Origin of the sequence: Rahnella sp. BCC 1045 (genome assembly GCF_019049615.1) — a bacterium.
GTDB lineage: Bacteria > Pseudomonadota > Gammaproteobacteria > Enterobacterales > Enterobacteriaceae > Rahnella > Rahnella contaminans.
This window is the reverse complement of sequence record NZ_JAFMOZ010000126.1, coordinates 99,155-119,782: the sequence shown is the minus strand read 5'-3', so window position 1 is coordinate 119,782 and position 20,628 is coordinate 99,155. Positions and strand designations below refer to the sequence as shown.

Annotated in this window: 19 protein-coding genes; 8 read left to right on the top strand and 11 right to left on the bottom strand. The window is 54.9% G+C overall.

Features of this window, described 5'->3' with window-relative positions:
- Window positions 1-37: 37 nt before the first annotated feature.
- Entirely contained in the window at window positions 38-2,032 is a 1,995-nt protein-coding gene (locus tag J1782_RS12935) for a methyl-accepting chemotaxis protein (RefSeq protein WP_371819781.1), read from the bottom strand.
- Window positions 2,033-2,289: 257 nt separating this feature from the next.
- On the opposite strand from J1782_RS12935, the gene J1782_RS12930 reads away from it, so the two are divergent.
- The gene (locus tag J1782_RS12930) at window positions 2,290-2,829 is read left to right on the top strand and encodes a hypothetical protein (protein ID WP_217153291.1); all 540 of its coding nucleotides are present in this window, start codon (window positions 2,290-2,292) and stop codon (window positions 2,827-2,829) included.
- Window positions 2,830-2,840: 11 nt separating this feature from the next.
- On the top strand, window positions 2,841-3,314 hold the full coding sequence (locus J1782_RS12925) for a GNAT family N-acetyltransferase (RefSeq protein ID WP_244370633.1): 474 nt from the start codon (window positions 2,841-2,843) through the stop codon (window positions 3,312-3,314).
- Here J1782_RS12925 and J1782_RS12920 read toward each other — a convergent pair.
- Both J1782_RS12920 and J1782_RS12915 read right to left on the bottom strand, forming a co-directional pair.
- Window positions 3,311-3,763: a GNAT family N-acetyltransferase gene (locus J1782_RS12920; RefSeq protein ID WP_217153290.1), complete on the bottom strand. Its 453-nt coding sequence runs from the start codon at window positions 3,761-3,763 to the stop codon at window positions 3,311-3,313. The genes J1782_RS12925 and J1782_RS12920 overlap by 4 nt on opposite strands.
- A gap of 28 nt (window positions 3,764-3,791) precedes the next feature.
- Window positions 3,792-4,358: a helix-turn-helix domain-containing protein gene (locus tag J1782_RS12915; protein ID WP_217153289.1), complete on the bottom strand. Its 567-nt coding sequence runs from the start codon at window positions 4,356-4,358 to the stop codon at window positions 3,792-3,794.
- A 137-nt stretch (window positions 4,359-4,495) separates the two neighbouring features.
- Here J1782_RS12915 and J1782_RS12910 point away from each other — a divergent pair, with 137 nt between their 5' ends.
- From J1782_RS12910 to J1782_RS12890, 5 genes are all read left to right on the top strand, one after another.
- A complete protein-coding gene (locus J1782_RS12910; RefSeq protein ID WP_217153288.1) occupies window positions 4,496-5,698 on the top strand; it encodes a benzoate/H(+) symporter BenE family transporter in 1,203 nt (400 codons plus the stop codon).
- 132 nt (window positions 5,699-5,830) lie between these two features.
- The gene (idnD, locus tag J1782_RS12905) at window positions 5,831-6,862 is read left to right on the top strand and encodes an L-idonate 5-dehydrogenase (protein WP_165060737.1); all 1,032 of its coding nucleotides are present in this window, start codon (window positions 5,831-5,833) and stop codon (window positions 6,860-6,862) included.
- An 82-nt stretch (window positions 6,863-6,944) separates the two neighbouring features.
- A complete protein-coding gene (locus J1782_RS12900; protein WP_152323689.1) occupies window positions 6,945-7,541 on the top strand; it encodes a DJ-1/PfpI family protein in 597 nt (198 codons plus the stop codon).
- Between the two features lie 119 nt (window positions 7,542-7,660).
- Window positions 7,661-8,215, top strand: coding sequence for an isochorismatase family protein (locus J1782_RS12895; protein ID WP_152323690.1), 555 nt, complete (start codon window positions 7,661-7,663; stop codon window positions 8,213-8,215).
- Between the two features lie 35 nt (window positions 8,216-8,250).
- Complete coding sequence (locus J1782_RS12890) at window positions 8,251-9,198, top strand: GlxA family transcriptional regulator (RefSeq protein WP_217153287.1); 948 nt, start codon at window positions 8,251-8,253, stop codon at window positions 9,196-9,198.
- A 164-nt stretch (window positions 9,199-9,362) separates the two neighbouring features.
- On the opposite strand, the gene J1782_RS12885 is transcribed toward J1782_RS12890, so the two are convergent.
- Together J1782_RS12885 and J1782_RS12880 are read right to left on the bottom strand one after the other, a co-directional pair.
- Complete coding sequence (locus tag J1782_RS12885) at window positions 9,363-9,905, bottom strand: hypothetical protein (protein WP_217153286.1); 543 nt, start codon at window positions 9,903-9,905, stop codon at window positions 9,363-9,365.
- A 167-nt stretch (window positions 9,906-10,072) separates the two neighbouring features.
- Window positions 10,073-11,068 carry an acyltransferase gene (locus tag J1782_RS12880; RefSeq protein WP_217153285.1) on the bottom strand — a complete coding sequence of 332 codons (996 nt, stop codon included), beginning with the start codon at window positions 11,066-11,068 and terminating at the stop codon, window positions 10,073-10,075.
- A gap of 237 nt (window positions 11,069-11,305) precedes the next feature.
- Between J1782_RS12880 and J1782_RS12875 the strand changes: the two genes are divergently transcribed.
- Window positions 11,306-12,544: an MFS transporter gene (locus tag J1782_RS12875; RefSeq protein ID WP_165060725.1), complete on the top strand. Its 1,239-nt coding sequence runs from the start codon at window positions 11,306-11,308 to the stop codon at window positions 12,542-12,544.
- 110 nt (window positions 12,545-12,654) lie between these two features.
- Here J1782_RS12875 and J1782_RS12870 read toward each other — a convergent pair whose 3' ends face one another.
- From J1782_RS12870 to fdnG, 6 genes are all read right to left on the bottom strand, one after another.
- Window positions 12,655-14,193, bottom strand: coding sequence for an aldehyde dehydrogenase family protein (locus tag J1782_RS12870; protein WP_152323695.1), 1,539 nt, complete (start codon window positions 14,191-14,193; stop codon window positions 12,655-12,657).
- 101 nt (window positions 14,194-14,294) lie between these two features.
- A complete protein-coding gene (locus tag J1782_RS12865; RefSeq protein ID WP_217153284.1) occupies window positions 14,295-14,936 on the bottom strand; it encodes a glutathione S-transferase in 642 nt (213 codons plus the stop codon).
- A gap of 95 nt (window positions 14,937-15,031) precedes the next feature.
- Window positions 15,032-15,958, bottom strand: coding sequence for a formate dehydrogenase accessory protein FdhE (gene fdhE, locus J1782_RS12860; protein ID WP_165060719.1), 927 nt, complete (start codon window positions 15,956-15,958; stop codon window positions 15,032-15,034).
- Complete coding sequence (fdoI, locus tag J1782_RS12855) at window positions 15,955-16,608, bottom strand: formate dehydrogenase cytochrome b556 subunit (RefSeq protein ID WP_152323698.1); 654 nt, start codon at window positions 16,606-16,608, stop codon at window positions 15,955-15,957. The genes fdhE and fdoI overlap by 4 nt, the downstream gene beginning before the upstream one ends.
- A complete protein-coding gene (gene fdxH / locus J1782_RS12850) occupies window positions 16,605-17,519 on the bottom strand; it encodes a formate dehydrogenase subunit beta (protein ID WP_217153283.1) in 915 nt (304 codons plus the stop codon). Before fdxH ends, fdoI begins: the two co-directional genes overlap by 4 nt.
- 12 nt (window positions 17,520-17,531) lie before the next feature.
- Complete coding sequence (gene fdnG / locus J1782_RS12845) at window positions 17,532-20,579, bottom strand: formate dehydrogenase-N subunit alpha (RefSeq protein WP_217153282.1); 3,048 nt, start codon at window positions 20,577-20,579, stop codon at window positions 17,532-17,534.
- Between the last annotated feature and the right edge of the window lie 49 nt (window positions 20,580-20,628).

The following is a 20,628-nucleotide window of genomic DNA, read 5'->3' as shown; positions in this document are numbered from 1 at the left end:
GGGTTGGGGTGGGGTATTAATAGCATCTGCGTCGCTATTATTTCAGCCGGAATACCTGAACTATTTCATTCAGGCGACGCGCCTGATCTTCCAGAGAAGCCGAAGCAGCTGATGCTTCCTGAACCAGCGCGGAGTTTTGCTGCGTCACACCGTCCATTTCGTGTACGGCCTGCGTCACCTGGCTGATCCCGCGCGATTGCTCGTCGGAGGCCGCGACAATTTCGCTCATGATATCGCGCACGTCAGTGACCGCTTTCATGATCTCTTTCATCGTTTCCCCGGCGCTTTTCACCAGCCCGACGCCGTGATCAACGCGGGACGTGGATTCCTCAATCAGGGCAGAAATCTCTTTTACGGCGTCGGCGCTGCGTTGCGCCAGACTGCGCACTTCAGATGCCACCACGGCAAATCCGCGCCCCTGCTCGCCCGCGCGGGCGGCTTCTACCGCCGCATTCAGCGCCAGAATATTGGTCTGGAAAGCAATGCCGTTGATGACCGTCGTGATGTCGCCAATTCGCCGCGAACTGTCGTCAATCGCGCTCATTACGCCGACTACGTCGGACATAATGCGATCGCCCTTTCCGGCGATTTCCGTGGCGTTCGCCGTCAGTTCGGTCGCAACGTGTGCATTATCGGCATTCTGTTTTACCGTCGCCGTCAGCTGTTCCATGCTGGCGGCGGTTTCTTCCAGCGCGGCCGCCTGCTGCTCGGTTCGCGAAGCCAGATCGATATTCCCCGCGGCAATCTGCGATGCGCCGCTGCCGACCGCATGGCTGGTCGAAATAATGTCGTTCACCACATGCCGCAGTTGCGCCTGCATGGTTTGCAGGGCAAAGAAGATGCTGCTGTGATCGTTTTTCTGCGTGACGATCGGGTGCGTTAGGTCACCGTCTGCGACCGTCAGCGCGATTTTCGCCGCATCCGCAGGCTCGCCGCCCACCGGGCGCAAAACTTTGCGGGTGAAAATCACGCTCAGCACGGCAAACACCACCACGATGCTCAGCACCATCAGCACCAGCGCGTAATAAAGCTGACGCGTACTTTCTTTCATCACCGCTTTTACCGGCGCCACAATGCCCAGCATCCACGGCGTGCCGGTATTACCGATCTGAATCGGCACAAACTCGGCAAAGGCGTTTTCGCCCAGCACCGGATCCTGCTGTTCGCGGCTGGTCATTTGCCCGGTCTGTATGCTTTTCAGCAACGGCGCATCGTTTTCAAGCTGGTGCGTGACCTGCTCTTTTTTAGGCGAAGAGATGAAATGGCCGGTCTGCGAAAACAGCATTGCGTAGCCGGTTCCCTGATACGGTTTAATGCCGTTGACCAGCGTCTGCAAGGTTTGCAGCGAGAAATCCGCCGTTACCGAACCCAGAAATTTCCCGTCCACGATAATCGGCACGGCAATGGATGTCAGCAACGTATCCACGCCGTTATACGGGTAACTGTATGGCTCCAGAATGACTTCTTTTTGCAGCTTTCGCGGCAGCAAATAGTAGTCGCCACTGCCCGGCGTTTCGTAGTCGGTGAGATTGTGCAGCACGATATTTCCGCTGGTATCGCGGTCAACGTAGCGGACATAACGCCCGTTGGGATCCTGCCCTTCTTTTGCGGCGAAATCGCCGTCTTTGCCGTCAAACGCGTCCGGCTCCCAGGCCAGTGACATCGATAAAAAATCCGGATGACTTTTGAGCGCATTTTGTAACAGCGTATCGGCGAGTTTGCGGTCAGTATGCCCGGCTTCACGCAGGCTGATCATGCTCTGAACCAGGTCACGCGCGGCATGCAGGGCCGTGTCGAGTTTCTGGCGGGCAAGATAGCCGTCGGTATTGGCGGTCTGCTGGAGATAACGGCGGGCGATGTCGCGCTGCTGTCCGGCGGACTGCCAGCTCAGCAATCCGACCGTAATGATGTAACCGAGACTTATCGTAAGTAGCCCGACAATCAGCATCAGCGTACGGGTACGCATGGTTTTTTTAGGAACAGTTTTCTGTGGTGCAACCCCAACTCCGGCTGCCGGTGAAAGCGCCTGCATCTGACTCATAATTACCCCGGAACAGTCAACGTACTGTGAAATTCACGATGAAAAAACGCGGATTATCTGTCCCTGATTTGTGCCCCCTGAAGATAAGCAGGAATTCCCTTATCGCCTGAATTATCGGCATCACAGGGGCGGGTCTTTAGCCAAAACGGTAAAAAACTGTCCCGCAAAGATAAACGTTCGCATCCTGCCGGTGTCTCCCTATACTGCTCTTATGTCAGCTGGCTCAGCACCTTGTTTGGGAAACTCCTATGAAGTCATGGCTCTTATCGCTTTTGTTGCTTGTTCCGCTGTGCTCGCAGGCGGCATCTACGCCGAAAGAAATCAAAGCACGTTTCAGCCAGTTTAAGGTCGGGGATAAAACTATTTGTCTCGATGATGTGACCTACGCCAACAACAGCAAAATGAAGGTCATCGAGAATGGCTTTGTGGTCTCGAAGCGAAAAAACATGCTTATTTATCAGAGCAATACGCTGTTTTTGCTGGGTAACGAGGTCACGGTGAACATCAAAGCCGTGATTGAAAGCAAGATGGGGAAAACGTCATTCTCCAACCAGTTCAGGCAGGCCATGATTCAGGTCGAGGGAATGGATGACCCGGCGCGCGCCGGCGAGAAAGCCAAAATCATTCAGTCTTTCGAAGATGTTATTTCCGACAAGCACAATGAAACACCCTACAGCTCAGTGGCGCTGACTGAAAAAGGCTACATCATCACTCAGGTTGATAGCCATTCCACCACCATCAGCGAATGTTATGTAACGCCGTATAAAAAGGCAGAAACTGCCCGATAAATCAGAGGGAAATGATGACTGTTTTAGTACCGATGAGCGCTGCATTTTATGAAGAATTTGCAGAACTGCTGGCGAAAGATTATGCCGAAGAGAATGTGACTGCCGGGCTGTGGCTGCCGGATACGGCCCTGGAACGCGCGCGCAGCGCCACACAAAACGCGCTGCCGCAGGGCGTTGAAACACCGGATCACTATTTGTATGAAATCAGGCAGGAAGAACCTGGCGAAACCGTGGGATATCTGTGGTTTGCCAATATTGAACGCTACGGCGTGCGCAGCGCTTTCGTGTATGAACTGACGGTTTATCCGCAATTTCGTCGTCAGGGACATGCCATCGCGGCGTTCCGGCTGATGGAAGAACACCTGCGCGAGCTGGGCAGCGTGGCGATTGAGCTGAACGTTTTCGCCAGCAATCCCGGCGCGCAAGCACTTTATGCCAGCCTGGGTTATGTCACGACAAAAATGAATATGCGTAAACCGCTTTAGCGGATGTATTTCATAAAGTTAGTCGGTTTACCCACGCGGTCATAAAGCTGGCGCGCGGTGTAATTGGTGGTCTGCGTCATCCAGTACACGTTGGCTTTTTCGTTCTTGTCAGCATGAGCGTAGACCACTTCAATCAGTTTCTGCCCGATACCCAGTTTGCGCGCGGACTCATCGACGTATAAATCCTGCAAATACACCACCTGCTGCATGTGCCAGCCGTGATCGTGATTCAGGCAATTCACCAGCCCGACCAGCCTCCCCTGATATTCCGCCACATAGCCAAACATGCCGTCATAGTCAGGATCCGACAACCGCCGGAACGTGAAATCAAACTGCGCCGGATCCAGCTCCGACTGGTAAAAATCCAGATAACCGCGCCACAAATTTTCCCAACCTTCGCGGTCGGCAGGCGTTAACGGACGGATAACAACATCTTGCGGCTGGCTCATCGGTCATTCTCCTCGGTAAATGAAATCGTTACGGGCGGGACTGCGGATAATGTATCAGGTCGTGGAAACGCACGGAATGTTCACTCTTATTGCGGTATGCGTGCGCGCAATCCGCCGCAAACCGCAGCGCTTCTCCGGCGCTCAGTACGCGGGTCACGCCATCCACGGTCAGCGTCAGTTCGCCATCAATCACAATCACATGCTCGATAACACCGGCTTCATGAGGCGTAGACTCGCTGCAACCGCCGGGTTCAAGATCGATAACAAACATATCCATGCGCAAAGTCGTGTCGTAGGGGAATAACGGCACGACGCGCATTCCTGAAGTGTCGCTGTTAAACGTGGTCAGCAACCCGTGGCGATGCAGCGCGGCAGATTGCTCCGGCGGTGTTTCGAGAAACTCTGAAAACGAGACATTCAGCCCGCTGGCGATTTTCCATAAAGTCGCCACGGTCGGACTGGATTCGCCGCGCTCAATCTGCCCGAGCATGGCCTTACTGACGCCGGTTTTTTCTGCCGCCTGAGTGAGACTCCATCCGCGTTCGCTGCGCACGGCTTTCAGCTGACTGCCAATATGGCGGGTAAGTTCCTGCATTGTGTCTCCTCTGCGACGATGATCGTTCATCGCGATTGTGCGTTATAACGCACAGTGATATCTTGAGCGCATCATATGTGCGCTATAACGCACAACAGCATACCGCCAGCGTCCGCTAACCCGAAGGATTTTCACAAATGACCATGCGTATCAGTTTGCAGGATGTCACTTTTTCGGCGGTGATCGCCGGATTTGTCGCAGTTTTAGTCGGCTATACCAGCTCCGCGGCAATTATCTTTCAGGCAGCTGAAGCGGCGGGTGCCAGCGCGCCACAAATCGGCGGCTGGCTGAGCATGCTGGGCCTGGGAATGGGCGTGACGAGCATCGGACTTTCGCTGTATTACCGCACGCCGGTCGTGACCGCATGGTCGACGCCCGGCGCAGCGTTACTCGTCACCAGTCTGCCCGGCACGTCGATTAACGAGGCCATTGGCGTGTTTGTATTTGCCACCGGTCTGATCCTGCTGTGCGGCGTGACCGGCTTGTTCGCCAGACTGATGCATTACATTCCGCAGGCGCTTTCGGCTGCGATGCTGGGCGGCATTCTGCTGCGTTTCGGGCTGAATGCGTTTACCTCGCTGCAAAGTAATTTCGCGCTGGCGGGCACGATGTGTCTGGTTTATCTGCTGGCGAAACGCGCCCTGCCACGCTATGCGGTGGTGCTTGCGCTGATTGCCGGGCTGATCGTCGCCGGCTTACAGGGCGATATTTCGCTGCACGGCCAGACCATGACGTTTGCCGCGCCGGCATTTGTGATGCCGCATTTTACGTGGCCTTCTATTATCGGCATCGGCATTCCGTTTTTCGTGGTGACCATGGCGTCACAAAATGCACCAGGTATCGCCACGCTGAAAGCGCACGGCTATCACCTGCCCGTTTCGCCGCTGATTTCGTGGACCGCGCTCACCGCGTTAATTCTCGCCCCGTTCGGCGGATTTACCGTTTGTATCGCCGCCATTACCGCCGCAATTTGTATGGGTGAAGATATCCACCCGGATCCGAAAAAGCGCTACATGGCCGCCGTCGCCGCCGGGATTTTCTATCTGATTGCCGGCGTATTTGGCGGTTCGATCGGCCTGGTGTTTACCGCGCTACCTCCCGCGCTTATTCATACCATCGCCGGGCTGGCACTGCTCGGCACTATTGCCGGGAGTTTATACCGGGCGCTGGAAAATGAACGTCAGCGTGACGCAGCGGTTATCACGTTTCTGATCACCGCGTCCGGCGTGACATTACTCGGCGTGGGTTCGGCGTTCTGGGGCTTAACCGGCGGCGTAATCTCGCATCTGATCCTCAGTATTCCTGCGCGTAACAAGGCGCAACCGCCCGCGAAAGGTTGAGTCCGTTCAAGTTATGGGTAACAGGTTTTCGTAACACGAAACAAAGTGACGGTGGTCACATTTTCCGCCGTCCAAACGCTCTTTACTGGGAGCCATCAGGCCAAAAATGCCCCTTTAAAGAGCGAGAATTCCATGACAATTGCCACTCAATCCTGCGTCGTAACCGGGAAAAAAGACGTCTCGGTGATCGGCCAGACCATCGACTACACAGGCCAGGGCACGCTGGTAAAAATCACCCGTGGCGGCATCTGCGGTTCCGACCTGCATTACTACGAACACGGCGCGGTGGGCGATTTCAAAGTACGCGAGGCGATGGTGCTCGGGCATGAAGTAGTGGGTGTGGTGGAGAAATCTGACAACCCAAATTTGCAGCCGGGCCAGAAAGTCGCGCTGAACCCCAGCAAGCCATGCAAGGCCTGCAAATATTGCCTTTCCGGTGATGAAAACCAGTGCACCACCATGAAATTCTTTGGCAGCGCGATGTATTTCCCGCACATCAACGGTGCATTCACGCAGTATAAAATCGTCGACAGCGAACAGTGTATTCCTTACGACAATCAGGTCAGCGACCGGCTGATGGTTTTCGCTGAACCGCTTGCGGTAGCAATCCACGCGGTCAATCAGGCCGGGGATATTCACGGCAAAACGGTGTTTGTTTCCGGCGTCGGTCCGATTGGCTGCCTGATCGTGCTGGCCGCTAAAGCCAAAGGTGCAGCACAAATCGTGGTAACGGATCCGAGCGAACGTTGTCGCACGCTGGCACTGGCCGTTGGTGCAAACAAAGCGCTGGACGCCGCGCAGGGTGATTTCAGCGAATATCAGGCCGAAAAAGGTTTCTTCGATGTCTCCTTTGACGCCTCCGGCCATCCTTCTTCTATCCGCCGCTGTCTGGAAGTCACCCGCGCACGCGGCACACTGGTGCAGGTCGGCATGGGGCCGGTGGTGAATGAATTCCCGCTGATGATGCTGATTGCCAAAGAAATTAACTGGGTCGGCAGCTTCCGTTTCACCGGGGAATTTAATACGGCGGTGGAATGGCTGGCGAATAAAACCGTCGATCCGATGCCGTTACTGTCAGCGGAATTCCCGCAGGAAAGTCTGGTCGAAGCACTGGACTATGCAATGGATAAATCCAAAGCATCGAAAGTTCAGCTGGTTTTCTAGTCTGCTGACGGACTCACAATATCAAAACATCGTTTCATTTTATGATGTCCTCTGATTTTCATCCTCAGAGGACATTTGCATTATGGTGAAGGATAACGCGAAAAAGCAGGTCGCGCTGCTGCTGGCCGACGGATTTGAAGAAGGCGAAGCGGTGATTGTGCTCGATATTCTCGAGCGGCTGGAAATTCAGGTCACTACGCTGGCCTGCCAGAAAAGCCTGACGCTGCGCACTTACCACGGCATTCAGATGCAGGCCAATGAATTGCTGAGCGCACAGGGCGATCGTTTGTATGACGCGGTGGTGATGCCCGGCGGCCCGGAAGGCTCGGTGGCGCTGGCGGCCAGCAAAGATGTCGTGGAATTTGTCCGCCGTCATGACGAAGCTGGAAAACTGATTTGCCCGCTGTGCTCGGCGGCCGCTCGCGTTCTGGGCGGTAACGGCCTGCTGAAAGGACGGCGTTATGTCTGTTCCGGCGATTTATACAAAGACGTCAAAGACGGTGTTTATGTGAATCAGTCTTTTGTCGAGGACGGCAATCTGCTCAGCGGAAAAGGCTTAGGGCTGGCATTTGATTTCGCTTTCCAGCTGGCGTACCGCCTGACCGGCGACGCCCAGACCACCAATTTTCAGGCCGACCACATCGATTATCACCACTGGCGCGCTGACCAGAAAATCTGATTTTTATCAGCGGGCGATGCAGATCGTCCGCCAACATCAGCATCATGTCCGTTTTTGGCATTCTCCCGGCAGGTTTTCAGGCGCAGACTGGTTTCACATTCACCAGACGGAGTCCGAAAATGACCCACAGCGCCCTGTTAAATATCGACGTGCAACGTTCTTTCGAGCAAAAAGATTTCTGGCAGCAGGATGATTTACCGGCTTTCAGCCAGGCATTAACCCGCCTGATCGACGGCTGTCAGACCCGTAAAGTTCCCATCATCGACGTGTTTCATGTCAATCCTGACGGTGTGTTTTCGCTTGAATCCGGGCTGGTCACGCCGATGGCTTTTCTCACCCATCAGCCGCAGCACGTTGTCCATAAACATGTTCACAATTCCCTGACCGAATCCGGCCTCGACGCGTGGCTGCGGGAACGAGGTATCACACATCTGATCATTGCCGGAATGCGTACCGAACAATGCTGTGAAACCACGGCGCGCGTGGCGTCCGATCTGGGTTACACAGTGACGTTTGTTACCGAAGCGACGCTGACGTTTCCGATGACACACGCCAGCGGCGTGACGCTGAGCGCGGCTGAAATCAAATTGCGCACCGAGCTCGTGCTGGCCGACCGTTTTGCCACGATTACCGACGTCAGCGGCGCACTGGCGGAACTCGCTCGCGCTGTGTGAAGATAGGCGCAGTGATGATGAATCTGTGAGGCGATATGCAACGAAATGTCTACTTTATGACGCTACCGGGCGTGATGGCCTTAGACCTGACCGGTCCGGCGGAAGCACTGCGTATCGCCGGGCATTTTGCTTTGCACTACATCGGCCCGCTGCCGGAAATCACGATGTCGACCGGGCTGACGGTCAGCCATTTGCAGCCACTGCCGGAAACGTTGCCGGAAGGCAGCATTCTGATCATGCCCGGCGTTGATCGTTCGGAAGAAAATTTTTCCTCACCCGTCGCCCAATTTGCCTGTGACTGGCTGCGTCAGCAAAAAAATGCCATCGAAAACGGTTTGCTGACGCTGGTTTGTATCTGTTCCGGCAGCCTTCTGGCGGGAAAGGCCGGGCTGCTCGACGGCTATCAGTGCACCACGCATCACGACGTGATCGCGCGTCTGCGCCAGCAGGTGCCTGCCGCACAGGTGAAAGATAACCGGATATTTGTCGAGGATCGTTCCGTGCTGACCAGCGCGGGGATCAGCGCCGGTATCGATCTGGCACTGCACCTGATCGCCACACATCTCGGCCCGCAGGCCGCGCTGGACGTCGCCCGCGAAATGGTGGTGTATTTCCGCCGCGGCGGCGATGACCCGCAACTTTCCCCGTGGCTGCGCTACCGCAATCATCTGCATCCTGCCGTCCATCGTGCGCAAAACCTGATGGCCGCCGAACCGGAATCTCCGTGGCAGGTGGAAGACGTCGCCGCCAGAGCCCACATCAGCGGCCGCCACCTGACGCGCCTGTTCCGCCAGCATCTGGGTATCAGCGTACGCGACTACCACGAACAGCTGCGCATCGCCGTCGCACAACAACGCATCCGGCAAGGATCAGGCATCGAGAAAGCCGCCCTCGCCGCCGGATTTTCCTCCGGCAGGCAATTCCGGCGGGCGCAGGAGCGCTGGAATGATGGTGTTGCTGATTGCAAGTTGAGCAATAAGTGAGTAAAATTTTACTCACTGACGGTTTGTGGGACTGAATAGCAACGCTAAACAGTACGTCAGTGTCTGCCTTTAAAGGTCGCTGGCCGTGCCGCGATAAGATGAAAAATCCAAAGACCTCCGCCTGAAGCTGTAAAACAAAAAAGCGACCCTGAGTCGCTTTTTTGTTATCTGCGCTTTGCCGGCAGTTTTATTCCTTTCATTCTCGCATCAAAAATATACCAAAAACTGAATCGCCCGTTTACACCAACCTGTCCGGCCCATTTTTCTCTCGGATAACCTGTCATTACTTTTAATCGGATATCACTCGCAGGATGTGTGTTTTTCGTTATCTCAAAAAACATACAATAATCTACACCCATATAATGTTCTTCAAGATAATAAAAGGTGTCCTGATGCTGATGAGGAGTTCTTGCTAATATCGCATTTTCGTTAATCAATTTATTAACAAGGTCGGGTAAGCGGCATGAATAAGAATAACGCTCCCGGCAGAAATAGCGCCGGTGCTTACCAGGGCTGTGCGGATAAACCCAGAGTTCAGACTCAGCCTGATGTGCTGTAAAACAATGATCAGTATAAACAATAAAAATCTGCAACTGACGAACTGGAAAGTCATGGCTGGCAGGCCTGACCGCGGTAATTGTCGATGCCCGCAGATGTTCCAGCGAATAAATCTCACCGTTGATTTCAAAGGGCAGCCAAAATGTCATGTTGATTTGCCTGAATAAAGGAAATGAAAGAGTATCCAGAAAAAACAGACAAAGATAATGAAATAGATTAATCGTCCTGCGGTACATTCCTGACATAATAAAATAGACAAAGGAATTAATATATAACCCGATATCATTCACGCCAGTTATAATCACATTACTCCGAATTAACTCACCCAATTCCGCCGGTCAATTTTCCCCAGCGCCATCGCCAGCAGCAGGCCGCCGCCGAGCCCGCAAATAAATAGGTACGCGACATTGAACAGCGGGAATTGGGGGAAATCGAGATGGCGGCCGCGCAATCCGATGATAATCAGCGCATGAAAGCCGTAGATAGCCAGAGAATGGCGGGAGATCAGCGCAAATCCTGGCAGGATGCGTTGCGCCAGCGCGTTTTTAAACACCACAAACAGTGATATGGCGGAGATAAACACCAGCGGGCCGGTGTAGACGTAGAAAGTATCGGCGAAATTCTGGTTAATCAGCATCTGCCGGTAAGTCCCGTCCGCAATCGCCAGCGTGCTGAGAACGAAAACGGCCACGGCGGTCAGCGTCACGCCGGGTTTTCGGGTATCAATATGGCTGATGGCACGCCCCATCAGGGCATACAGGACGTAATAAAACGTGTCGCCGCTGATGTACAAATCCAGCGGTAACAGATGGATTTTCTGCCAGGTGAAAGCCGGAAGCTGCGGGTTCGCCAGAACGCCGAGCAGTATTCCGGCGATCAGCAGATATTTGCCAGACACAGTTTTGACGTTTATCAGCGGGGAAAGGAGGTAAACCACGATAATCGCGTAGAAGAACCAAAGGTGATAAAACACCGGTTTTTCCAGAATCAGACGCAGAGACGGCCAAAATCCAATCTTTGTCATCGTGAGGATATAGATTAGCGAGACAACGCTGTAAAAAATCAGGCATAGTGTGACGCGCAGGAAATGCCGTTTTTGTGCGCTCCGTTCACCAAAAAACAGCGCGCCGGAAATCATAAAAAATAGCGGTACACAGACACGCGAAGCCGAATTGAGCAGATTGGCAACGGTCCATTCCGCCGTGTGTATCGCCGAAAAATTCACTACCAGTGACGTGCTGGCGTGAATCATCACCACCATCATGCAGGCGAGCGCGCGCAGGTTATCTATCCAGCTGATTTTTTGGCTCATTACCTGCGATTTCCTTCCCGTTGATGTGCTGTTTGCAGCGTAGTCACCTTTTTGAACGTAAACAAGGCAAAAGTGCCGATCTCAGATTGTGCTTAACGTGAATCAGAAGATTGCGCTGCGCTCAATAAATGGGCAAAATAACGCCCATTACTGCCTCGCTTGCGAATCCCGCCCGGACAGTCTCTTATTCTTCCGCTAATAATCAAACGATTAGCCTTACGTCTGTGAAATAAAAATATGCATAATTCTCCAAATACTGCGTCCCTTCTGGGGCGGCAGGCGCTTTTGTTCCCTCTGTGTCTGGTGTTGTTCGAGTTTGCGACCTATATCGGCAACGATATGATCCAGCCGGGCATGCTGGCCGTCGTGGCTAATTTTAATGCCGGGGAAGAATGGGTGCCCACCTCAATGACCGCGTATCTCGCGGGCGGAATGTTCCTGCAATGGCTGCTCGGGCCGCTGTCCGACCGGCGCGGGCGGCGGCCGGTGATGCTTGCGGGCGTCAGCTTTTTCATCGTCACCTGTCTGGCGATTCTGTTCGTACAGAACATCGAACAATTTATGGTGATGCGCTTCCTTCAGGGCATCAGTCTGTGCTTTATCGGCGCGGTCGGGTATGCCGCGATACAGGAATCTTTCGAGGAATCCATCTGCATCAAGATCACGGCCATGATGGCAAACGTCGCGCTGATCGCACCGCTGCTGGGCCCGCTGGCCGGTGCGGCGCTGATCCACGTTGCGCCGTGGCAGCTGATGTTTGTGATTTTCGCCGTGCTGGCCTCGATTTCGCTGTGGGGGTTGTGGAAATCCATGCCAGAAACCGCGTCACGCCTCGGCGAGAAGTTTTCCATGCCAAGCCTGCTGCACGATTACAAACTGGTGCTCAAAAACCGCCAGTTCCTGTGTGGCGCACTGGCAATTGGCTTTGCCAGCCTGCCGCTGCTGACGTGGATTGCGCAGTCGCCGGTCATCTTAATCAGCGGCGAAGGCTTACCGGCGTACGATTACGGCCTGCTGCAGGTGCCGATTTTCGGTGCGCTGATTATTGGTAACGTCACGCTGGCGCGCCTGACCGGGAAACGGACGGTCGAATATCTGATTAAACTCGGCGCGGGCCCGATGGTTGTCGGTCTGCTGATTTCCGCCGTGGCGACGCTTTTCTCCGCCCATGCTTATCTGTGGATGACCGCCGGTCTGAGCCTTTACGCTTTCGGGATTGGTGTGGCGAACGCCGGTTTGTACCGCCTGACGCTGTTCTCCAGCGACATGAGCAAAGGCACCGTTTCTGCGGCGATGGGCGTCATCAGCATGATGATTTTCACGTTAGGGATTGAGCTGGCGAAAGTAGCTTACGTAGAAGGCGGTGCGGGAATGTTTAACCTGTTCAACCTGCTGAGCGGCCTGTCGTGGCTGGCCCTGGTGGTCGTTTTCCTGCGCAGTCGTCAGGTTGTGCTGCCGCCAAACAGCGTAGTTTGATTTCGTTCTGAGTCGCCATTAATACCCCCTTCGCAGGGAGCAGATCGCGCTTTTGCTCCTCCCCCTGCGAAGGGGGAGGCTGGGAGGGGGTTTAGCAGACAGCTCAGTGTTTAGAATAACCCCATCGGTTTACTCGAATATGAAACGAGTAAACACTTGGTTTGCTGATAGTGATCCAACATCATCTTATGGGTTTCACGCCCGATGCCGGATTGTTTGTAGCCACCGAACGCCGCATGTGCCGGATAGGCGTGGTAGCAGTTGGTCCAGACGCGACCGGCCTGAATGTTGCGTCCCATGTGATACGCCACATTGCCGTCACGGCTCCAGACGCCCGCACCCAGCCCGTACGCCGTATCGTTGGCGATTTGCAGCGCGTCATCCATATCTTTAAACGTGGTCACCGCCAGCACCGGCCCGAAGATTTCTTCCTGGAATACCCGCATGTTGTTTTTACCCAGCAGGATGGTCGGTTGCAGGTAATAACCGTCGTTCAGCGAGCCTTCGAGTTTTTTCTTCGCGCCACCGGTCAGCACTTCCGCGCCCTCTTTCTTACCGATTTCGATGTAATCCAGAATGGTTTTCATCTGTCCGGCAGAAACCTGCGCGCCCATCTGGGTTTCGATATCCAGCGGGTTACCGGTTTTGATGGCCTCTACGCGTTTGATGGCGCGCTCCATAAAGCGTTCGTAGATGGATTCCTGCACCAGCGCGCGGCTCGGGCAGGTACAAACTTCGCCCTGATTGAACGCAAACAGCGCGAAACCCTCCAGCGCTTTGTCAAAAAACTCATCTTCTTTGTCCATCACGTCGGCGAAGAAAATATTCGGGGATTTGCCGCCCAGTTCCAGCGTAGCCGGGATCAGGTTTTGTGCCGCGTAACCGGCGATTTGCTGGCCGACTTCGGTCGAACCGGTAAAGGCGACTTTGGCGATACGTTTGGACGTCGCCAGATATTCGCCGATTTCACCGCCTGAACCGTTCACCACGTTGATGACGCCCGCTGGCAGAATGTCCTGCACCAGTTCCATCAGCAACAGCACGGAAAGTGGGGTCAGTTTGGCTGGTTTGAGCACGATACAGTTACCGGCAGCCAGCGCCGGTGCCATTTTCCAGCAGGCCATCAGCAGCGGGAAGTTCCACGGGATGATTTGCGCCACCACGCCCAGCGGCTCGTGGAAATGATAGGCGACAGTTTCGCTGTCGATTTCGCTGATCCCGCCTTCCTGCGCACGCACGCAGGACGCAAAATAGCGGAAATGGTCGATGGCCAGCGGAACGTCCGCACCGCTGGTTTCGCGGATCGGTTTCCCGTTGTCCCAGGTTTCGGCATTCGCCAGCAACTCAATGTTTTCTTCCATCCGGTCGGCGACTTTCAGCAGCAAGTTTGCCCGCTGCTGCACCGGCATTTTGCCCCAGTCACCTTTGGCTTTGTGCGCGGCGTCCAGCGCCAGCTCAATATCATCGGTGCCGGAACTGGCGACTTTGCACAGCACCTCACCGGTCACTGGCGTCAGATTGTCGTAATACTCTTTTTTCACCGGCGCGACCCATTCGCCGCCAATGAAGTTGTCGTATTGTTTTTTGAGTTTGAGCGGGAAACCGTATTCTTCCGGTTTGACGGCATGAGGATTTTTATCATAAGCCATGATGGAACTCCTTTATGCAGCAGGTTTTAGCAGAGCGCTGCATAAAGTTTAGGCAGTGAAAATCTAACCGACGGGATGTAAAGAGAACTCTTCGAGCGGCTTCACACCTTTTTTGCTGCAACGCTGGCGTTACCGCTGGCAGGGGGTGTCGTGCGCGCAAAACTCTCGCGCAGGAACAGGCGTTCAACCAGTTTGATCAGCGCCGGACGCTCAACACACCAGCCCGGCGCAATGCGGCGAAAGTTGATATAACCGAGCGAACAGGCGGTGGCGATATCGGCGACGTTAAGATGGTCAGAATTCAGCAGCGTGCGGTTTTCGGCGTGTTTTTCCAGCGCGTCCAGCCCGCGCAGAAGTTTCTCCCGCTGGCGTAAAATCCAGGCTTCGTTGCGTTTAACGGCTTCACGGCGGTTTTCCAGCACCAGCGCGACGGCGGCGTCTGTCACGCCATCGGCCAGCGCTTCAATCTGTTTTACCCGCAACGCTTCCAGCGGCTGCCACGGCAAAAAGGTCGGCGCGACGTTCATCAGCTCGATGTACTGCACAATTATGGGGGAATCGTAAAACACTTCGCCGTCGTCAGTGACCAGCGCGGGGACTTTGCCAAGGGGATTAAACTGGGTGATTTTGCAGCCCGCGTCGTGCGGCACGTCGTTGATGAAATCGAACGGGATACCTTTTTCCAGCAACATCACCGAAATTTTGCGCACATACGGGCTGGTATAACTGCCGATCAGTTTCATCTGAGCCTCCACGTTTTTCACCGGAACCTCTGTTAAAGCTAGCAGCCACGGCACGCTTTACCAGTAAAGACGCGACGGACTGCCAGCTTTCAGAGTCATCCTGCGGGGAACAGGAAGGGGTTCACGCCGCTGCCAGTAAAGCCTTTATCTTCCATGCGGTCGTCGAGCAACAGCGTGGCGAGATCGTCGGCGACGGCATCGGCCTGCGGATCTTTATCCTGATAAATCACTTTGAGATACGCGCCGCAATCATCGCAGGCTTCGGCTTTGATCGTCGCCTGCTCAGCACCGGCGGTATCTTCGCTTAAAGACCAGTAGTGAAGATTGCCCATTTCGTCGCAATTGCTGCATTTGGCGCGCACGACGTGCCATTCGCTTTCGCACAGATTGCAGTGCAGATAGCGCAGGCCGTTATTAGCCCCCATCGCAATCACCGCCGAAACCGGAATGCTGCCGCACACCGGACAAAACTGGCGGCTTTCACCATAATCGGCGCGGCCAACGCCACGAAGCTGCGCAGCCATCTGCGCCCAGTACAGCGACAGCGCCGCCCAGATAAACGGCGCTTTGTCAGCAGGAACGTGTACGAAATCCTGGTTCAGTAATTGCGTCGCCATCATTTCCCGCTGAAGGCTCGGGGAATGTTCGAGGCGTTCCAGTACCTGGCGCACTGTTTCATCGGCACCCGGTTTGAGTTCCGCAATCAGCGCATCCAGCAGAACCAGCCAGTGCGGCGTTCGCGGAAACAGGCTGCAATCGAGCGGTGGTTTACCGGCGGCTTTTTGCAATTCTTCGCTGAGGTCAATTTCCAGCGGGAATGCCGCCAGAACGCGCTGCTGCGCGTCGCAAATCGTCGCGGCAAAATTCAGATACCCGTCCAGCGGGCTGTCTTCAGCCAGTGCGCGCAAACGATCGGCGCGGCGCTGGTAAAGGTTTTTCAGATTGGCGAACAATACGGGCGGGATATTTCCCGCCGTTTTGCCGTCAGCCAGTTCGTCCTGTGGAACAATCTGTATGCTCATCCGGCTTTCCTTTCATCCTTGTCTTTTTTCAGTTGTTCAGCACGCACCTGACGATACCAGCGGGGATGATGATATTTCGCCCATGACGCCGGAACTTTGCCTTCCGTCATGGCCGTGATGGAGCCTCTCGCCCAGGTCGCCGCGTATACATGCATGATAATCACCAGAATCAACCCGATACCGGCCAGCGAATGCACCAGCAGTGCAAGGCGGATCAGCGGGATCGGGAAGTAACCGGCAAACCACGGGCGCCAGATAATGACGCCGCTCGCCATCAGCAGAACCAGACAGCTGATGGCCGCCCAGAATACGCATTTCTGACCGAAGTTATAGCGACCGGTGTCTCCGACTTCTTCATTCATCAGGACTTTATGAATATTTTTCGCCCACACGATGTCATCTTTTTCCGGCAGATTGTGCTTCCAGTAACGGAAGAACATGCCGAGGAAAGAGACGAACATCACCACGCCGAAGAACGGATGCAGAATGCGCGCCATTTGCGGGGTGCCGTAAACGTTCATCAGCCAGTTAAACGACGGGAAAAAGAAGCCGATGCCGCTGAGTGCGAGCGTCACAAAACAAAAAGCGACGATCCAGTGATTGAGGCGTTCCACCAGGCTATAGCGCTGGATTAACTTCTCTTTTTTCATGGGTGTGTCTCCTCATCATTCTGTTTTTCTTCCTCTTTCTCATCTGCGTGATCTTCTTTCACGTAGTTTGGCCCCACGCCAAGGAAGTGGAAGGCCGCCGCCGCGAAGGTCACTGCAAAACCAACGGCCGCCAGCGGTTTCCAGATGCCTTTCCAGAGCGTTACCGCCGTGCTGATGGCCGGGTCTTTTGGCAGGCCGTGGTACAGGTCGGGTTTGTCAGCATGATGCAGCACATACATAACGTGCGTGCCGCCGACGCCCTGCGGATCGTACAAACCGGCCTGTTCAAAGCCGCGCCCTTTCAGCTCGCTGACACGTTCTGCCGCCAGCTCCTGCATTTCCGTTTTGGTCCCGAAATGAATCGCGCCGGTCGGGCAGGTTTTCACACAGGCAGGTTCCTGCCCGACGCTGACGCGGTCAACGCACAGCGTGCATTTGTAAGCGCGGTTATCCTGCGGGTTAATGCGCGGGATGTTGAACGGGCAACCAGCGATGCAGTAACCGCAGCCGATGCAGTGTTCCGACTGAAAATCGACGATGCCGTTGGCGTACTGCAAAATCGCTCCCTCTGCCGGACAGGCTTTCAGACAGCCCGGATCGGCGCAGTGCATGCAGCCGTCTTTGCGGATCAGCCATTCCAGCTTGCCGTTCTCTTCCACTTCCGAGAAACGCATGACCGTCCAGGATTTCGCGCTGAGATCCATCGGGTTGTCGTAAACGCCGGTGTTCACGCCGACTTCATCGCGCAGGTCGTTCCATTCGGAACAGGCGACCTGACAGCCTTTGCAGCCGATGCAGGTGGTGACGTCGATGAGTTTCGCCACTTCCTGCTGATGATCGCGGGCACGCGGCGCTGGCGTGAACCCGTTGGTTGCGGACTTACGAAGTATGTCCTGAGATTGCATTGCCATAATTCGCCTCCGTTAAACCTTTTCCACGTTAACCAGGAACGCCTTGAACTCCGGCGTTTGCGAGTTAGCGTCGCCGACTGACGGCGTCAGCGTATTGGCCAGATAACCTTTACGCGTCGCACCTTCAAAACCCCAGTGACACGGGATGCCGATGGTATCGACATGTTTGCCGTCGATGGTCAGCGGGCGGATGCGTTTGGTCACCACGGCTTTCGCCACGATAAAACCGCGCTTCGAGGAGACTTTAATCTCATCGCCCTGAGCGATATTTTTCGAGGCGGCCAGACTTTCGCCGATCTCGATAAACTGCTCAGGCTGCGCGATGGCGTTCAGCAAGGCGTGCTTGGTCCAGTGGCGGAAAAGTTCGGTGATCGAATAGGTGGTCGCGACGTAAGGGAAGTCTTTCGCGGTGCCCATATTCGGTAAATCGCTGGCAAAAATGCGGGCGACCGGATTGGAGATCACGTCCGGATGCAACGGGTTGGTGCCAATCGGCGATTCGATCGGTTCGTAATGCTCCGGGAACGGGCCATCGGCCATTTTGTCGGTCGCAAACAAACGCCCGACGCCTTCCTGTTGCATGATGAACGGCCCGACGCCGGTGCCCGGCGCGGCGGTGCTGTAATCGGCAACGTCGAAACCGGTCCATTTCGCGCCATCCCAGCGGATGATTTCACGTTTTGGATCCCACGGCTGGCCCTGCGGATCAACGGAGGCGCGGTTATACAGAATTCGACGGTTCAACGGCCAGCTCCATGCCCAGCCGGACGTACAGCCCAGACCGGACGGATCGGCGTTATCGCGGCGCGCCATCTGGTTACCGGCTTCGGTCCAGCTGCCGGCGTAAATCCAGCAGAAACTGGCGGTCGAACCGTCATTTTTCAGGTGCGCAAAGGTGGAAATCTGCTGCCCTTTTTTCGCCAGAATATTGCCCTGATCGTCGCGGATATCCGCCAGCGCTTTGCCGTTGGCTTCGCGGGCAATTTCTTCCGGCAGCGGGTCAAGTGGATCCTGATAATCCCACGCCATGTTCATTACCGGCAGCGGATTCGCCCCGCCTTCTTTCTGGTACAGTTCTCGCAGTTTCATGAACAGACGCGCGATGATTTTGCCGTCGTGCAGCGCTTCACCCGGTGGCTCAGACGCCTGGAAGTGCCATTGCAGCCAGCGGCCGGAGTTCACGATTGAGCCATTTTCTTCCGCAAAACAGGAAGACGGCAGGCGGAACACTTCGGTCTGAATGTCGGCGGTTTGCACGTCGTTCATCGCGCCATGGTTCTGCCAGAAGTTCGAAGACTCAGTCACCAGCGGGTCGATCACCACCATGTATTTCAGTTTTGAAAGCGCACGCGAGGATTTGTTTTTGTCCGGGAAAGCCGCCAGCGGGTTGAAGCCCTGCACGATATACCCGTTGAGTTTGCCCTGGGTCATCAGCTCGGCCTGTTGCAGCACGTCGTAGCTTTTGTCCCATTTCGGCAACCAGTCATAACCCCAGTCGTTGTCCGCCGTGGCGTGTTCGCCCCAGAAACTTTTCATCATGCTGACGAAGAAGTTCGGCGTGTTTTTCCAGAAGTTAACCTGATTTTCGACCAGCGTTCCCGGCGTAATTTGCTTCAGGTAATCGGTGATATTGGTTTGTTTCTCAGACGGCAGCGGCATGTAACCCGGCAGATTGAGCGACAGCAAACCAAGATCGGTATAACCCTGAATATTCGAGTGGCCGCGCAGCGCATTGACGCCGCCGCCAGGCATGCCGATATTGCCGAGCAGCAACTGAATCATCGCCGCACAGCGGATGATTTGCGCGCCGCCGGTGTGGTGCGTCCAGCCCAGTGCATACAGGATGGTGGAAGTTTTATCGCGCGCGCAGGTTTCCGCCAGAATCGAGCTTATCAGCAGGAAATCTTCTTTCGACGTTCCGCACAGGCGTTCGACCATTTCCGGCGTATAACGGGAAACGTGCTCTTTCAGCAGATTCCAGACACAGTGCGGGTCTTGTAACGTTTTGTCCTGTTTTGCGATACCGTTTTCATCGAGCTGATAATGCCAGCTGTCTTTGTTGTAGGATTTTTTGGTCGCATCAAAGCCGCTGAACAATCCGTCATTAAATTCATAATCTTCACGCACCAGCAGACTGGCGTTGGTGTATTCCCTGACGTATTCCGTCTGGATTTTATTATGCGTAATCAGGTAGTTGATCATGCCGAGCAGGAAGGCGGTGTCGGAACCGGCGCGGATTGGCGCGTAAATATCGGCGACGGCGGCACTGCGGTTAAAGCGCGGATCGACAACAATGACTTTGGCGTTATTTTTAGTTTTGGCTTCAATCACCCATTTGAATCCGACCGGATGGGCTTCCGCCGCATTACCGCCCATAATCAAAATGACGTTGGCGTTTTTGATATCCACCCAGTTGTTGGTCATCGCACCGCGACCAAAGCTAGGCGCTAATGCCGCCACGGTCGGACCATGACAAAGACGGGCCTGACAGTCGATGGCGACCATACCCATTGCGCGGGTGAATTTCTGATCCAGCAGGCCGGTTTCGTTACTGGCCGCAGACGAACAGAGCATTCCGGTGGTCAGCCAGCGGTTAACGGTGACGTTATTTTCGTTTTTCTCGATAAAGTTGGCGTCGCGGTCATCTTTCATCAGGCGGGCAATACGGGAAATCGCCTCGTCCCAGGTGATACGCTGCCATTTATCTGAGCCCGGCGCACGGTATTCCGGGTATCTCAGACGGCCTTCGCTGTGAATATAATCCAGCACACCTGCCCCTTTCGGGCACAATGAGCCACGACTGACCGGATGATCGGCGTCACCCTCTACGTGGAAGATATTTTCAGTGACGTTTTTCGCGCCATCGCCCTGGCTGTAAATCAGCATGCCGCAACCGACTGAACAGTACGTGCAGTTATTGCGGGTTTCACGCGAACGAAGCAGCTTATACTGGCGGGTTTCCGCCAGCGCCAGCGTCGGGGCGAACCCTAACAATGCTGCCGTGGTGCCGGCCATACCGCCCGCACATATCTTGAATAATTGTCTTCTGCTGACCTGCATGAAAGACTCCTTCCCATCATTTGTTAACACATTGCATTTCAAATTGGCG

Coding starts and splice junctions, on each gene's coding strand:
- J1782_RS12890 (WP_217153287.1), top strand. CDS start 8,251: ATGCAACGAAATGTCTACTTTATGACGCTACCGGGCGTGATGGCCTTA.
- J1782_RS12870 (WP_152323695.1), bottom strand. CDS start 14,193: ATGGCTTATGATAAAAATCCTCATGCCGTCAAACCGGAAGAATACGGT.
- fdoI (WP_152323698.1), bottom strand. CDS start 16,608: ATGAAAAAAGAGAAGTTAATCCAGCGCTATAGCCTGGTGGAACGCCTC.
- J1782_RS12925 (WP_244370633.1), top strand. CDS start 2,841: ATGATGACTGTTTTAGTACCGATGAGCGCTGCATTTTATGAAGAATTT.
- J1782_RS12910 (WP_217153288.1), top strand. CDS start 4,496: ATGACCATGCGTATCAGTTTGCAGGATGTCACTTTTTCGGCGGTGATC.
- fdhE (WP_165060719.1), bottom strand. CDS start 15,958: ATGAGCATACAGATTGTTCCACAGGACGAACTGGCTGACGGCAAAACG.
- J1782_RS12915 (WP_217153289.1), bottom strand. CDS start 4,358: ATGCAGGAACTTACCCGCCATATTGGCAGTCAGCTGAAAGCCGTGCGC.
- J1782_RS12885 (WP_217153286.1), bottom strand. CDS start 9,905: ATGACATTTTGGCTGCCCTTTGAAATCAACGGTGAGATTTATTCGCTG.
- J1782_RS12875 (WP_165060725.1), top strand. CDS start 11,306: ATGCATAATTCTCCAAATACTGCGTCCCTTCTGGGGCGGCAGGCGCTT.
- fdnG (WP_217153282.1), bottom strand. CDS start 20,579: ATGCAGGTCAGCAGAAGACAATTATTCAAGATATGTGCGGGCGGTATG.
- J1782_RS12930 (WP_217153291.1), top strand. CDS start 2,290: ATGAAGTCATGGCTCTTATCGCTTTTGTTGCTTGTTCCGCTGTGCTCG.
- J1782_RS12920 (WP_217153290.1), bottom strand. CDS start 3,763: ATGAGCCAGCCGCAAGATGTTGTTATCCGTCCGTTAACGCCTGCCGAC.
- idnD (WP_165060737.1), top strand. CDS start 5,831: ATGACAATTGCCACTCAATCCTGCGTCGTAACCGGGAAAAAAGACGTC.
- J1782_RS12865 (WP_217153284.1), bottom strand. CDS start 14,936: ATGAAACTGATCGGCAGTTATACCAGCCCGTATGTGCGCAAAATTTCG.
- J1782_RS12895 (WP_152323690.1), top strand. CDS start 7,661: ATGACCCACAGCGCCCTGTTAAATATCGACGTGCAACGTTCTTTCGAG.
- J1782_RS12935 (WP_371819781.1), bottom strand. CDS start 2,032: ATGCAGGCGCTTTCACCGGCAGCCGGAGTTGGGGTTGCACCACAGAAA.
- J1782_RS12880 (WP_217153285.1), bottom strand. CDS start 11,068: ATGAGCCAAAAAATCAGCTGGATAGATAACCTGCGCGCGCTCGCCTGC.
- J1782_RS12900 (WP_152323689.1), top strand. CDS start 6,945: ATGGTGAAGGATAACGCGAAAAAGCAGGTCGCGCTGCTGCTGGCCGAC.
- fdxH (WP_217153283.1), bottom strand. CDS start 17,519: ATGGCAATGCAATCTCAGGACATACTTCGTAAGTCCGCAACCAACGGG.